Consider the following 14,516-nt stretch of genomic DNA (forward strand, 5'->3'; position numbering starts at 1 on the left):
ATTTGTTAATAGTTATTTCTACAAAGGAAAATGACTAATTCTATGGATGATGGATGTGCTTAAGATTTCTTAATGCTATTAATTTTTTCTTAATTTAATTCCCCCGTAACTAGAAGTAATGTTAATTGTATTTCCACTAGTATTATTACCATAATGCCCTAGGTAATCTTTTTTAGAACCCTTGATATATTTTGTTTTGATATTGATACTTTCATCTAGTTTGATACCTCCATAAGAATTTTTAATAGCAAAATCAAAAGTGCATTCATTTTCATATCCAATAGTAAGACCTGTATAATCTGTTTTTATAGTTACATTTTTAAAAGATGGTTGCAAAGAGCGAATATCGATAGATCCATAATCAGAGTTTATACTTAATTCTTTAGATACATTTCCGATTTTAGTATTTACATAATCAGAATCTCCAGTTATTTTAGTTCCATTTTCTATACGAATCCCACCATAATCACAGTTATAATTTATAGTATTTATAGATTTAAATTTAGATTGTGTATAATCTGCAATAAGATCTATATGTTCGCTATTAGCTACCTCAAAATTAGAGTAGTCAGCATTAATTTTACCATTTTTTATATATGCTATTGTGCTATTATTGGTATAATCGATATTGATATAGTTGTTGTCACCTAATAATTCTCCTAAAATAATTTGCCCATAATCACAATTAATTTTTGCATTACCTTTTATCTTATCAAGAGTAATACTCCCGTAATCATTATTAAGATCTATATGATTAGTTATTGGCATCTTGATCGTATAATTGATTTTCATGTTTACACCTTCATTCCAGTTAGTCCATTTGTCCCACCAAGAGCTATTACTTTTATTAAAAATAGTTTTAGCACTTACCAGTTGTGGAGAGGAGCTAAATTCTACATCTATAGATTCTAGTTTTTTAAGAGTTCTTTCTTCATTATTACCACTTACTTTAATGTTAACTTCTATAGCAATTCTATCCTCATTCCAAGAAGTAATATCAAGGTTTCCATAATCATTATTAATTTTTAATAATGCATTAGGAGTGACTACAAAATTTTTTTTCAACGTTTTTTCTTTTGTATATTTCCCTTTTAGGTTTCCATTATTAGCAAATATTGTAGTAGAAATTAGAAGTAAGAGTATTATATTATAGTATTTGGTTTTCATTTTTCGGTAATTTAAATTCATTAATAGTATTCATTTTTTCAAGTACTTCTTCTAATAAGGTAGCACGTTTTTGAAAATTTTTAATCATGGCACTAATTACACGTTTATCATTTCCACTATGAAAAAGATCTTTTTTTAGTGTTTCATAATCAGATTCTAATTTTTTTAATTGATTCATTGCATCTAATACCAATTCTCTAGTTTCTGTAGATGAAGCCTTATCAATTTCTTCAAGTTGCGCCTGAATGGCAGAGGTGAAAAAACTTTGAGTTTCTTGCATTTGCAAAGAAACATTAGCTAGTTCTGTCTCTTGTTTTGGATTAAAAGTATATGTCATTACTGTTATTCCTAACAATAGTGCAATTGAAGCTGCTATTGCTAATGATTTATACCAGTTTATTTTTTTAGGTTGTTGTACTGTTACAACTTTATTTTGTTGTTGTAATTTTTCTAAAAACTTTACTTTATGATCATTAGAGGGTTCATGTATGTCTAATTTTCCTTTCATGTGTTCAAACACCTTTTCTATTTCATTCGTTTTCATACAGGTTGTAATTTTTTTCGTAAACTTTCTTTTGCACGTGAAATAAGTGTTCGGCAATTAGAATATGAGATATCCATAATCTGACAGATTTCTTCATAATCATATCCTTCTATATAGTGTAGTGATAATGCAGTGCTATAACTATCTTTTAACTGTTTTAATGTATTTATTACAGTGTTTACTTTTATGGCTGCTAAATCTTCTTCTATAATTCCATTACCTTCTGTAAGCGTATATTCAATAGTTTCTATAGCTACTTCGCGATGGATATCTCTTTTACGAGATTCTGTTAAACTAGCGTTGATTACTATCCTTTTTAACCAAGCACCAAACATAGCATTATTTTCTAGCATTGCTAATTTTGTAAATGCTGTCAAAAATGCTTCTTGCATAATATCTTCTGCTTTTACAGTATCTTTTATGATTCTCAATGCCGTATTATACATTGCTTTATAGTATCGGTTATATGTTTCGAGCTGCGCATTTTGATCTTGCTCTCGACATTTAGCTATTAGTTGTTCTGTATTTAATTCGCTTAGTGACAAAAAATATAATTTACTTTTATATAAAGATATGCATTGCTATACTTTGTTACAGTTTTAGAATATTTTTTTTAGAACTTATGGCATAACAATTGAAATGTAAATTAAGAACCTATAATAAACCCTTTCTATCATTAGGATTTATAAGGTTTTAACTAGTTTAAATGAATTAAAAAAAAGAATGTAGTTTTGTTGTGATGACAAAATGACTTTTGATATATACTTATGACGAAAACCAAATTTACAACACTTGACAGTTTGTCATTTCAAGGAATAGATGAAGACGCAGAATTGATTCCTCTAATGACCCCAGAAGATGAAGAAGAAATAGCTAAAGAAGATTTACCTGATATATTACCAATTTTACCTTTAAGAAATACAGTGTTATTTCCTGGTGTTGTTATTCCTATTACAGCTGGTAGAGATAAATCAATAAAACTTCTTAATGAGGCTAATAATGGTAATAAAACAATAGGCGTAGTTTCTCAAAAAGAAGAAAGTATTGAGAATCCATCTTTAAAAGACATTAATGGAGTAGGTGTAGTGGCTCGTATTCTGAGAGTTTTAAAAATGCCTGATGGTAATACTACTGTAATCTTGCAAGGTAAAAAACGATTTAATATAGATGAAGTCGTAGAAGAAGTACCTTATATTAAAGCAAGAGTTAGAGAAGTTCCTGAAGCAAGACCAGCAAAAGAGAATAAGGAGTTTAGTGCTATAATAGATTCAATAAAGGATTTAGCTTTAGAAATCATAAAAGAAAGTCCAACGATACCATCTGAAGCTTCATTTGCCATTAAAAATATAGAGAGTAATTCTTTTCTTATAAATTTTGTATCGTCTAATTTAAATTTACCTGTAGAAGAAAAGCAAAAACTGCTAGAAATTAATGATCTAAAGAAAAGAGCTTTAGCAACATTGAAATATATGAATGTAGAATTTCAAAAGTTGGAGCTAAAGAATGTTATTCAAAGTAAGGTTCAGCATGATATGAGCCAGCAACAGAGAGAATATTTCTTACATCAGCAAATGAAAACCATTCAGGAAGAACTTGGAGGAGTTTCACACGAAGACGAAATTGAAGAAATGCGTTTGCGTAGTAAAGATAAAAAGTGGGATGAAAAGGTGAAAGGTCATTTTGATAAAGAACTTTCCAAAATGCAGCGCATGAATCCACAGGTGGCAGAATATTCTATACAACGTAATTACCTAGACTTATTTTTAGATCTACCATGGAATGAGTTTAGTACAGATAAATTTGATTTAAAAAGAGCAAAAAAAATCTTAGATAGAGATCATTATGGGTTAGATGAAGTAAAGCGCCGTATTATAGAATATCTTGCGGTATTAAAATTACGGAATGATATGAAATCCCCAATACTATGTCTGTATGGCCCTCCTGGAGTAGGTAAAACCTCATTAGGAAAATCTATAGCAGAGGCACTAGGTAGGGAGTATGTAAGAATATCGTTAGGAGGATTACGTGATGAAGCAGAAATACGTGGGCACAGAAAGACTTATATAGGAGCAATGCCAGGAAGAATAATCCAGAGCCTTAAAAAAGCAGGAACTAGTAATCCTGTATTTGTATTGGATGAAATAGATAAATTATCAATAGGTAGTCAAGGAGATCCATCTTCTGCTTTATTAGAAGTTTTAGATCCTGAACAGAATTCTGAATTTCATGATAATTTTCTTGAAATGGGATTTGATCTTTCTAAAGTTATGTTTGTAGCTACTTCAAATAGTCTAGGAACAATCCAACCTGCATTGCGGGATCGAATGGAGATCATTAATGTAACAGGGTATACTATTGAAGAAAAAGTAGAGATTGCTAAGCAACATTTGTTACCAAAACAGTTAGAAGAGCATGGTTTAGATAAATCTCATATTAAGATAGGGAAACCACAACTTGAAAAAATAGTTGAAGGATATACTAGAGAATCAGGAGTACGAGGTCTCGAAAAGCAAATAGCTAAAACGGTACGTTATGTAGCTAAGAATATTGCAATGGAAGAAGAGTATAATGAAAAAATCAGTAATGATGATATTATAGAAATTTTAGGTACTCCTAAGTTAGAGCGTGATAAATACGAAAATAATGATGTAGCAGGTGTTGTAACTGGTTTAGCATGGACTAGTGTAGGTGGGGATATCTTATTTATAGAGTCTATTCTTTCTAAAGGAAAAGGAAACCTTACGATTACAGGTAACTTAGGAAAAGTAATGAAAGAATCTGCTACGATAGCTATGGAATATATTAAAGCTAATGCAGAGGAGCTAGGTATTAATCCTGATATTTTGGATGCATATAATGTACATATACATGTTCCTGAGGGGGCTACACCAAAAGATGGACCAAGTGCAGGAGTAACTATGCTTACTTCTTTAGTATCATTATTTACACAACGTAAGGTGAAGAAAAGTTTAGCAATGACAGGTGAAATAACATTGAGAGGAAAAGTATTACCTGTTGGTGGAATCAAAGAAAAGATTCTTGCAGCTAAGCGAGCACATATAAAAGAAATTTTACTTTGTGAGGATAATAAACGAGATATTGATGAAATTAAATCAGAATATCTAAAAGGACTTACGTTCCATTATGTAAAGGAAATGGAAGATGTTCTCAAAATAGCAATAACCAATACTAAGGTTAAGAATGCAAAGAAATTAGAAAAAGTAAAAGTTAAATGATGATAGAACCTAATCATTAGGATTCTAGGAATATCTTACTAACTATGTAAGTTAAGAATATGGAGGGTTTAGACCTTCCATATTTTTGTTTTTATAGATATGCTATTTCCTTTTTTTAACAAGTACATCGTTATATAAATCTAGATTTTTTAAAACAATATCGCTACCTTTTACTACTGTTTTTAATGGTTGATCTCCTAAGTGTATAGGTAACTCTGTAGCTCTAGATAACCGTTCATCTAATCCTCTTAGCAAAGATCCGCCACCAGTTAAATAAATCCCCGAATTATAAATATCTGCAGAAATTTCGGGAGGGATTTCTGAAAGTGTTTCTATGATAGCATTTTCTATTTGTAAAATAGATTTGCTTAAACTTTTTTCAATTTCTTGATATGATAATTGTATTTGTTTTGGTTTTCCGGTAAGGATATCTCTCCCTTCAACTTTCATTTTTTTAGGAGGAAATTTTAAATTATCTATTGCAGAACCAATTTTAATTTTAATTTTTTCTGCCATAGATTCTCCTATATGTAAGTTACGAGACTCTCTGACAGATTGAATGATATCCTCATTAAAGGTATTTCCTGCAATCTTTAAAGATTGCCCACTAATGATTTTTCCTAAAGAAATTACAGCTATTTCTGTAGTTCCTCCACCAATATCTATAATCATATTACCCTTAGGTTCTAATACATTAATACCTCCACCTATGGCTGCTGCAACAGGTTCGTGTATTAAGAAAATATTTTTTGCATTAAGTTGTTTTGCAGACTCCTGTACAGCTCTCATTTCTACTTCTGTACTTCCACAAGGTATAGAGATAATCATATTATAGGAAGCAGAAAAAACGGTAGTATTAAAATAGGATAACTGTTTAATAAAAGTCTTTAGCATTTTATTAGTAGCATCAAAATTAGAAATAACACCATTATTAAAAGGATGGATTGTTCTGATATCTTTATTGACTTTTCCTCTCATCATACCTGCTTCTTTACCTACAGCAATAATTTTTCCCGTAATCTGATGTATTGTAATGATAGAAGGATTGTCAATTACTATCTTTCCTTTATAAGCAATAAGTGTATTCGAGGTGCCAAGATCTATTGCAATTTTTTGGTTTAAAAAATCAAAAAAGCCCATGATATGTGTTTACTTCGGTTAATGTATGTTGATTTAGGATATACTAAAGTAACTTATATTCATGCAATAGAGGTTTAAAGGTAAATAACTTCGATAAAACGTAAATATTGTGTGTGTTATAAGATTTTGATATGTTTTCTTATAGAATCAATGATGTTATGGGATATATTTTGGGTATGATATACTATTATGACATATAACTTTTTTTAAACAATCAGTATTTTCCAGATTGTTTACTGTATTTTTGGGATATACTATAAGGTACTATTTTATATAAATTTGGAAGATAAAAAAATCATAATCGCTATTGACGGGCATTCCTCGACAGGAAAAAGCACAGTCGCAAAACAATTGGCTAAAAAGTTAGGGTATATTTATGTAGATACAGGAGCAATGTATAGGGCTGTCTCGTTATATGCTATGCGTAATGGTTACATTAATGAAGATTATTTTGATATAGAAAAACTCGAAGAAAACCTTATTAATATTGATCTTCAGTTTATGATTAATCCTAAAACTGGATTAGCAGAAGTGTTACTTAATGAAGAGAATATAGAGAATGAAATAAGGACATTGGCTGTTTCTAGGTATGTAAGTAAAATAGCTGCTGTTTCTAAGGTTCGTAAAAAACTAGTTGAGCAGCAACAAAAAATGGGTATAAATAAAGGGATAGTAATGGATGGTAGGGATATTGGAACTGTTGTTTTTCCTAATGCAGAGCTTAAATTATTTATGACAGCTACTGCAAAAGATCGTGCAGAACGTAGATTCTTAGAACTTAAAGAAAGGGGAGAAGAGGTAACCTATGAAGATGTTCTAAAAAATGTTGTCAATAGAGATCATATAGATAGTACTAGAAAGGATTCCCCTCTTCGAAAAGCAAGCGACGCTATTAAAATAGATAATTCTAATCTAACACTCCAAGAACAGTTTGATCAAATTTTGAAATTGGTAAAGAAGATTACAGTGCTTAATAGTTAATTCTTATAAAAGAAAAAGAAATAATCTTATTGTATTACTGTACATAGAATCAATTCTAAAGTTTTATAAGGTAGTACTATAATATTGTTTCTGATATAGCTAAAAAATCCACTATGCTGTAATTTTATTTTATAAAAACTGAAACCACACAATTTTGCCGACTTTTTAATCAGGTTTATTACTAAAGAGTGCTAAAAGGAACCTGATGTATTGTTTTTATTGATTTAAACTTCACAAATTCTCTAGATTCATATAATTTCATATCTTCTTTTACCCATTCTATTAATTTTATATAGTTATCATCATTACTGAGGATTAATACTCTATTTAATCTCAAAAGATGATCTTTAAATTGTTTATGGGCTTTTATCGTAGTATCAGAAACTAAATAAAATGGTTTGTTATCTATGATTTTATATTGCTTACCATTATTTAATACTATTTGATCTTTACGTTCATATATAATTTGTGTTTTGGATAAAGATTGTGCATAATTATTTAATGCAACTAATAAAAAAAGTAGAAATAATAATCTTTTCATAATACTATAACTGGTATTTAATATTCAAAGTTACGTTAAAACCGTATTTTTAGTACTATGTTAACGATTAAGTATTATTTTTTTCGATATAATACAATATTTAAGGCTGTAATGTTAAAATTAGAAGAGACTTTAGAAATATATAGATTAATAATAAAATAATTTAAATCATTTCAATTTCTAAATTATAGATAATGTTCTCTGTTTTTTTATCCTAATATAGGATATTGATTATTTACGTATTTCATAATCTTGGATACTATAAAGAGAGGGGGTTTAATTTTTTAAACACCCTCTCTTATCTATTTACTTAGAATTAATTTTTCTGAAATTATTCTACAATTAGCCTATGAATAGATTCTTTTATACCTGATTTTACTTTAACTAAATACGCCCCATTTGCAAGGTTTCCTGGGTTAAAAGTAGCATCAGTAATACTGTTATTTTGGTATATTTTTCTTCCGTACATATCAAATATAGCTACCGAAATATCACGATTAGATGGAGCTATAATTCTAAGAACAGAATTATTGTTTATTGGATTTGGTGCTATTGAAATAATAGATGCTTTTGTAGTTTCAAAACCATTAACGATTACATTACTACCTCTAAGAGTTCCTCCTCCTATTGTGAATTTTGTCGCTTCAGAACTACCAAAAGTTCCGCCAGAAGCAAGAGTAGTAGCTCCAGAAGATAGGGTATACGACCCATTACCATATCGGCAACATAATCCATCACTATAACTATCTTTAATTGTAAAGGTGTATGAACCATCTTCTAAACATTTTGTAGCTGTAACAGTAGAACCATCTGGTTCAGAACCATAAGATCCTCCTGAAGCTACTACAGTATTACTACTATCTGTTATTTCCCAACTAATATCTTCTGGGTAATTATCAAACGTAATTGATAAGTTTACATCTGTACATGTAGGTGGATTAACAGTTCCTGTTGCTAATTTAATATCGTCAATAGCGATATCACCACTCCATGATGTACTGGTAACACCATTAAATCGTAATTGAACTGTTGATCCTATAAATGAAGCTAAATCTACAGTAGCTGACTTCCAAGAATTTCCTTGGTCACTAGATGTAGTCCAAAGAGAAGACCAAGTAGCTCCATTATCCTTACTAGATTCTAGAGCTAAAGTTCCTATACTTGTCCCATACATATGATATTGAAAAGAGAATGATGCCTGTGTTGCAGCACTAAGATCAAAACATGGAGAATTTAAAATAGCTCTTTTATTAGGATATCCTTTACCATTTCCAGAAGCTTCTATAAATGCATAATATGTCCCTTGTGCAGCACTGGATGGTCCTGTACCATTTGATGGTGTTCCATTAGAACCTAATGACCAGTTGATATCATCATTAGTTGCTTGAGTCCATGCACCTATTGTATTTTCTAAACCTTCAGCATAAGGGAATGTGGTAATACCGCCAGTACACCCTCCACCTGTATCACCTGGTAATGTTTTAGTGTTTACAGTGGTACTAAAATCAGATTGATTTCCTGAAGCATCTTTAGCTTTTACTCTAAAAGAGTATGCTGTGTCAGGAGATAATCCTGTAGCTTTATATGTAGTAGTTGTTGCAGTACCAATAATAGTATTACCTTCATATACATCATATCCAGTTACTCCTACATTATCTGTTGAAGCACTCCATGATAAATCAATAGTAGTACTAGTAGCATTAGATGCTGCTAAATTAGCAGGAATTGAAGGAGCTTCATTATCATCGGTTCCTCCAGTAATTTGGAAATCAGTATTAGAGATATCAAAAAATATGTTTCCTGATCCTTTTACCATGATTCTGTTTTTAGTTCCTTGAACATTAGGAACAGTAATACTGTGAGAACCGTCATTAGTTACAGCTGTAGCAATAGTTGTTGTATAAGTATCTCCACCATCAGTAGATAGTAAAATATCTACATTAGCAGCATTAATTCCATTTGCTGTAGTACCAGCAACATCCCATGTTACAGTTTGTGTAGAACCTGCAGCCCAGCTAACATTAGTGTTAGGAGTATTAACTACAAATGGTCCTGCAGAAGCGGTAACATTGACTTTCATGTTATCACTATTATTCGCTCCACCACCAGCTCTGTTATCTCGTACTGTTAGTCTAAATTTAAGCGATCGTGTTACATTAGGAACAGCCTCCCATTTCCAAGAAGTAGCACCAGCTTTTATCGTCTCTAATCTAGGGAAATATCGTTGATTAGATGTTGATGGATTGTATGATCTAAAAGCAACTCCAGAAGTAGCAGTTGTACTAGGTAATACTCTTGTACGTCCATCCATCTGTTCCCAGCAATATGTAAGAACATCTCCGCTATCTGTATCAGTACCTTGACCTGTTAATACAAAAGGAGTTCCTTTAGGAATTGTGTAATCAGAACCAGCATTTGCTGTAGGAGTAGCATTACCAGTATTAGTACTAGTAGGGCAAGTTTTTCCTTTTACATTGTTTGTAACCTGTTCAATTGTTGCTGCATGAAAATAAGGATCACTATTTGGTTGTACGTCATTAGTAGCTCCTGTAATTCCTGCATAACCCATAATAGTACTACCACTACCTGGTTCTACTTGAACATCTGTTCCTTCACTTCTAAATGTAAATGTATGATTTCCTCCAAACTGATGTCCCATTTCATGAGCTACGTAGTCTACATCATAGATGTCACCTTGTGGAGTATTTCTAGAAGAAAAACCACTTCCTTTTTTTCCATCTACACAGACACATCCGATGCATCCTGCATTACCATTTTTTGGAGCAAGAACAAATACATGACCTACATCATAATTGGATTCTCCTATTACGCTTGTTAATGTAGATTGTAATTGACTATTATAATTTCCGGTATAAGGATCAGAACTTGCATCTGTGTATACTACGGCATCATTATTAGAAATTAGTACCATAGTTACTCCAAAATCGGTTTCATATATCCCATTTACACGGGTCATGGTAGCATTAATTGCTGCCATAGCTCCAGCTTTAGTACCTCCATGAAATTGAGCATACTCACCAGTAGTAGAAACAGCTAGTCTAAAGGTTCTTAAAACACCATCAGTTGCATTTTTTTGATGAGCAGTACTAATTTTAGAAAAATCAGGAGTATTCTCATCTACAGAACATTTTATTCTATCGATAATACCAGATCTTTGATCTCTAGAATATATTGTATAAGAACCTTCTTTGGTGTATGGTTCTATAAATACAGTCTTAGAGGCACCTGATAAACGCATACCTTGTAATCCTGATGGAGATAGACTAAATCGAATAGTTGCAGTAGGATCTTCAATTCCCTGACCGGCATAAGACTTAATATCTGGATATTTAGCCGAAAGATCTGGATGCATTACAGGGGCTTCAAAAACCCTGAAAGATTCCATTTGTCCTTTTTCATTAGGAAATTGTAAAATTACATTAGAGTGAGAAGTACTTAACGATTTTTGTCGAATAGGAGATTCTTCAAGCATTGCTTTAAGAGCTTGTACATCTAAATCAAAAATAGTGTTTGATGGTAGGTCGGTTTTTGTCTCTATGACATTAACACTTTTCATGGATTTTGTTCTCTGCCAAGGATTTGCGTTTTGAGAGAACCCAAAATTGAGCATGAGTAAACCTACGAATAAAGATAATCGAGTTTTCATAATTATGTTGAGTTTGAGTTTGTGTTGCGAAATTATGAATATTATCTTCAATATTAACTTTTATTAAGAATATTTTTTATTTTTTATAAAAATTATGGTTAATACGTATTTTGAGTGAGGTTTTGTTGTTTTTATTAAAAATAATGTATTGTTTTAAAATATTAAAAAAGCAAAATAAAGTTGTAAAGCTTAGAGAAATAGGCACTTTATAATTGATATTTCATAAAAAAAACCGCTATATAAGCGGTTTTCTTGTTTTTTTGATGGTACTGAGTACTTATAGATTAGGTATAATAAGCTCTTGATCAGGATGGATGGTATCTGGGTTTTTAAGGATACCACTATTGGCTTCGAATATTGTTTTATATTTCATAGCATCACCATAATAATGTTTTGCTATTTTACTTAATGATTCACCACTTTTTACTACATGTCTATGGTATACAGAAGTATCAGCAACATCAATATCAGCAACAATATCAGAAGGAGATTCTCCTCCTAATTGTTTTATTTTATCCCAAAGTTGATTTTTTTCATATTGTGTGTTTGCAGTACCTTTAACCTTTAGAACACCATTTTCTTCGGATACATCTCCGTTTTGGATATTTAATTTTTCGCCTAATTCCAAAACACCTTGATATTTTGCTTTTACCATAACTAAGTTTGATTTTAAATTATTAATTAGCTTTATCCAAATATAGCAAATAATAGAATTGTGTTTATATAATTTTAAGATTAAAAAAATAGAAATCATCGGTGAAATACATAATTTATCTATATTCGAATGCTATAAAATATATACTTAATGTTTCGTAAACGATTTTATTACATTATTCAATTACAATACTTAGGATTTCGGTATCATGGATGGCAGAAACAGCCTACAGTTAATACATTGCAGCGTATGGTAGAACGAACTGTAGCTTATGTATTAGAGCATAAAAATTTTAAGGTTTTAGCTGCGGGAAGAACAGATGCAAAAGTATCCGTTAATCAAACATATATTGAGTTATTCGTAGATCATCAACCTTTGGAGATAAAAGATTTCTTTCCGCTATTTAATCAAAATCTCCCTCAGGACATTAGGGGATTAAGCATTGAGGAGACTGATGAGCAATTTAATATTATTCAGTCTCCAAAAATTAAAGAATATTTGTATATATTTTCTTTTGGAGAGAAGTTTCATCCTTTTTGTGCTCCTTTTATGTATAATACTACAGAAAACCTTAACATTCCTTTAATGCAGAAAGGAGCAAAACTATTCGAAGGAAAACATAATTTTAGATCTTATTGCCATCGTCCTTCAGCACATACTATTTTAGAGGGAGAAATAGTACATTGCGAGATTAAAAGAAATACAGTTTATACTGCTAATTTTTTTCCAGAAGAAAGTTATCTTCTGCAAGTAAAAGGAGAGGGGTTTAAAAGAAATCAAATTAGGTTAATGATGGGGGCATTATTAGATTTAGGAAAAGGAAAAATTGATTTAGATTTTATACTAAAAACACTTAATCCTGAGGCAGAAGAAATACTACTAGAGCATATTGTGCCAGGATCGGGATTAGTATTAAATTCGGTTGAATTTAAATAAATAAAGAAAAAAATGAAGGTAGTATCAACAAATATTGGAGCGCCAAAAACAATACTATGGAGGGGAAAAGAAGAGAAAACGGGGATTTATAAATATCCTGTTGATTCTTCAATTTTTTTGGATATAGAAGATGTTCAAAACGATCATGTTATCGATAGAAAGTATCATGGAGGAGTAGATAAAGCGTGTTATGTATATGCAAAAGAACATTATCCATATTGGAAAAAAAAATATCCTGATTTAGAGTGGCAGTATGGTATGTTTGGTGAAAATCTTACAATAGAAGGATTTGATGAAAATGTAATTAGGATAGGTTCTATTTATAAGCTAGGAAATGCTACTGTACAGATATCGCGCCCTAGACAACCGTGTTATAAGCTAGGAATACGGTTTGGTACTCAGGCTATACTAAAACAGTTTATAGATTCTCTATATTCTGGAGTATATGTACGAGTATTACATCCAGGATCAGTTACTATAGGGGATCGGTTTATACTAGAAAAAGAAAGTTCTGATACTCTAACGATAGCAGAATTAAACACACTTTTGTTTCATTATACTGAGGATGCTCATAAAGAGCTAGCTATAAAAGCGCTTAATGATCCTTTGATCTCTGATAGTGATAAAAAATATTTTAGAAAAAAAATTAAATAATAGATGTCGAATATTATAGAATTGCATAGCCTAGATAACAGGTCTATTGTTCGTATAGATAAAGGAGAACTAGTAAGCTATATGGTTGCTACTACTGAGATAATGCATCAAAAGGGAGCCCCAGGGTGGGGGAGTACAGAGATAGAAATGTTTCCTACGATTGGTGCTACTAAAGAAAATGATTTTAGCGTTACGACTCCAAATGGAGTTGCTAAATTAGATCAGCATGGGATTCTAAGGGTTATGGAGTATCTTCCTAAAACAATAGAGAAGAGTAGTGCTAGTTTCTATAAAAAATATACTGCTAATACTTCATTACCAAATCCAAAATTTCCTAATAGATCTACTCAGGAATTTGTGTCTTGGCCTTATGATTTTGAGTTTATAAAAACTTTTGAATTGACTACAGAGGGATTGAAAATTAGTTTTGAGATTATATCAGAAAAAAACATGCCATTTATGCTAGGTTTTCATCCAGCATTTAAGATCTATAAAGAAGATTTCGTTTTAAAAACATCTGATCAGGCGATTTCGCTACAAAATGTACTGGATGCAGGTGCTCCTGCTTTTTTGATAGAAGATTGTAAGGAAATTACGCTTAGCGATAATGGTATTCTAAAAATTAATATAAAAACAACAGGTTTTAATCATATCATGTTATGGACTGAGGTAACTAATATGATCTGTATAGAGCCGATTACTTTTTACCCACCGAGTGTTTCTGCAAATAAATTACATGAAGGGTTTCAGCATAGTTCTGGGTATGAGAAATTAGAGGTATGTATTGCTCCCGAAATAGTGTGAATATGACTAGATAACAAGAGAATATTTAGTAATTCTAATTTCATACAACTTATCATTTTTTATAAAACTACTTTTCTTATTTAGAATACTATCATATGCTTTGGGGTTAATTTTTTTTTCTTTTTCTAATATAGGATCATCAACCCCACATAGCTTATCATCTTTAATCAATGCTTTAGTGCTTTGGCATG

13 protein-coding genes are annotated in these 14,516 nt (G+C 31.0%); 5 read left to right on the top strand and 8 right to left on the bottom strand.

The window, feature by feature from the left end:
• Positions 1-78: 78 nt before the first annotated feature.
• The 3 genes from N456_RS06975 to N456_RS06985 are packed head-to-tail and all read right to left on the bottom strand — an operon-like array spanning position 79 to position 2,256.
• Positions 79-1,167 carry a hypothetical protein gene (locus N456_RS06975; protein WP_062055344.1) on the bottom strand — a complete coding sequence of 363 codons (1,089 nt, stop codon included), beginning with the start codon at positions 1,165-1,167 and terminating at the stop codon, positions 79-81.
• A complete protein-coding gene (locus tag N456_RS06980; protein ID WP_062055319.1) occupies positions 1,148-1,711 on the bottom strand; it encodes a hypothetical protein in 564 nt (187 codons plus the stop codon). The genes N456_RS06975 and N456_RS06980 overlap by 20 nt, the downstream gene beginning before the upstream one ends.
• On the bottom strand, positions 1,708-2,256 hold the full coding sequence (locus N456_RS06985; RefSeq protein WP_062055321.1) for an RNA polymerase sigma factor: 549 nt from the start codon (positions 2,254-2,256) through the stop codon (positions 1,708-1,710). Before N456_RS06985 ends, N456_RS06980 begins: the two co-directional genes overlap by 4 nt.
• 222 nt (positions 2,257-2,478) lie before the next feature.
• Between N456_RS06985 and lon the strand changes: the two genes are divergently transcribed.
• On the top strand, positions 2,479-4,947 hold the full coding sequence (gene lon, locus N456_RS06990) for an endopeptidase La (protein ID WP_062055323.1): 2,469 nt from the start codon (positions 2,479-2,481) through the stop codon (positions 4,945-4,947).
• 102 nt (positions 4,948-5,049) lie between these two features.
• Here lon and mreB read toward each other — a convergent pair whose 3' ends face one another.
• Complete coding sequence (gene mreB / locus N456_RS06995) at positions 5,050-6,087, bottom strand: rod shape-determining protein (RefSeq protein WP_062055325.1); 1,038 nt, start codon at positions 6,085-6,087, stop codon at positions 5,050-5,052.
• 279 nt (positions 6,088-6,366) lie between these two features.
• On the opposite strand from mreB, the gene cmk reads away from it, so the two are divergent.
• Positions 6,367-7,068 (top strand): (d)CMP kinase, encoded by a 702-nt coding sequence (gene cmk / locus N456_RS07000; RefSeq protein WP_062055327.1) that lies wholly within the window; start codon positions 6,367-6,369, stop codon positions 7,066-7,068.
• Positions 7,069-7,249: 181 nt separating this feature from the next.
• Here the strand turns inward: cmk and N456_RS07005 are convergent, their stop codons facing one another.
• The 3 genes from N456_RS07005 to N456_RS07015 form a co-directional block, all read right to left on the bottom strand.
• Entirely contained in the window at positions 7,250-7,609 is a 360-nt protein-coding gene (locus tag N456_RS07005) for a hypothetical protein (protein WP_062055329.1), read from the bottom strand.
• Positions 7,610-7,940: 331 nt separating this feature from the next.
• Positions 7,941-11,276 carry a reprolysin-like metallopeptidase gene (locus N456_RS07010; protein WP_082422462.1) on the bottom strand — a complete coding sequence of 1,112 codons (3,336 nt, stop codon included), beginning with the start codon at positions 11,274-11,276 and terminating at the stop codon, positions 7,941-7,943.
• Positions 11,277-11,553: 277 nt separating this feature from the next.
• A complete protein-coding gene (locus N456_RS07015) occupies positions 11,554-11,931 on the bottom strand; it encodes a LysM peptidoglycan-binding domain-containing protein (RefSeq protein WP_062055346.1) in 378 nt (125 codons plus the stop codon).
• Between the two features lie 150 nt (positions 11,932-12,081).
• Between N456_RS07015 and N456_RS07020 the strand changes: the two genes are divergently transcribed.
• Genes N456_RS07020 through N456_RS07030 form a run of 3 tightly spaced genes read left to right on the top strand, consistent with a single transcriptional unit; the run spans position 12,082 to position 14,325 of the window.
• Complete coding sequence (locus N456_RS07020) at positions 12,082-12,867, top strand: tRNA pseudouridine synthase A (RefSeq protein ID WP_062055334.1); 786 nt, start codon at positions 12,082-12,084, stop codon at positions 12,865-12,867.
• A 12-nt stretch (positions 12,868-12,879) separates the two neighbouring features.
• The gene (locus tag N456_RS07025; protein ID WP_062055336.1) at positions 12,880-13,521 is read left to right on the top strand and encodes an MOSC domain-containing protein; all 642 of its coding nucleotides are present in this window, start codon (positions 12,880-12,882) and stop codon (positions 13,519-13,521) included.
• A gap of 3 nt (positions 13,522-13,524) precedes the next feature.
• Entirely contained in the window at positions 13,525-14,325 is an 801-nt protein-coding gene (locus N456_RS07030) for an aldose epimerase family protein (RefSeq protein WP_062055337.1), read from the top strand.
• A gap of 6 nt (positions 14,326-14,331) precedes the next feature.
• Here the strand turns inward: N456_RS07030 and N456_RS24300 are convergent.
• Positions 14,332-14,516, bottom strand: a 185-nt coding sequence (locus tag N456_RS24300) for a hypothetical protein (RefSeq protein WP_158447843.1), incomplete at its 5' end; no start/stop codon positions are given.

This window comes from Aquimarina longa SW024 (assembly GCF_001401755.1).
In the GTDB taxonomy this organism is placed as follows: Bacteria; Bacteroidota; Bacteroidia; order Flavobacteriales; family Flavobacteriaceae; genus Aquimarina; species Aquimarina longa.

Excerpts from the sequence above, each read along its gene's own strand:
- N456_RS06975 (WP_062055344.1), bottom strand. The coding sequence starts at position 1,167 with ATGAAAACCAAATACTATAATATAATACTCTTACTTCTAATTTCTACT.
- N456_RS06980 (WP_062055319.1), bottom strand. The coding sequence starts at position 1,711 with ATGAAAACGAATGAAATAGAAAAGGTGTTTGAACACATGAAAGGAAAA.
- lon (WP_062055323.1), top strand. The coding sequence starts at position 2,479 with ATGACGAAAACCAAATTTACAACACTTGACAGTTTGTCATTTCAAGGA.
- mreB (WP_062055325.1), bottom strand. The coding sequence starts at position 6,087 with ATGGGCTTTTTTGATTTTTTAAACCAAAAAATTGCAATAGATCTTGGC.
- N456_RS07005 (WP_062055329.1), bottom strand. The coding sequence starts at position 7,609 with ATGAAAAGATTATTATTTCTACTTTTTTTATTAGTTGCATTAAATAAT.
- N456_RS07010 (WP_082422462.1), bottom strand. The coding sequence starts at position 11,276 with ATGAAAACTCGATTATCTTTATTCGTAGGTTTACTCATGCTCAATTTT.
- N456_RS07015 (WP_062055346.1), bottom strand. The coding sequence starts at position 11,931 with ATGGTAAAAGCAAAATATCAAGGTGTTTTGGAATTAGGCGAAAAATTA.
- N456_RS07020 (WP_062055334.1), top strand. The coding sequence starts at position 12,082 with ATGTTTCGTAAACGATTTTATTACATTATTCAATTACAATACTTAGGA.
- N456_RS07025 (WP_062055336.1), top strand. The coding sequence starts at position 12,880 with ATGAAGGTAGTATCAACAAATATTGGAGCGCCAAAAACAATACTATGG.
- N456_RS07030 (WP_062055337.1), top strand. The coding sequence starts at position 13,525 with ATGTCGAATATTATAGAATTGCATAGCCTAGATAACAGGTCTATTGTT.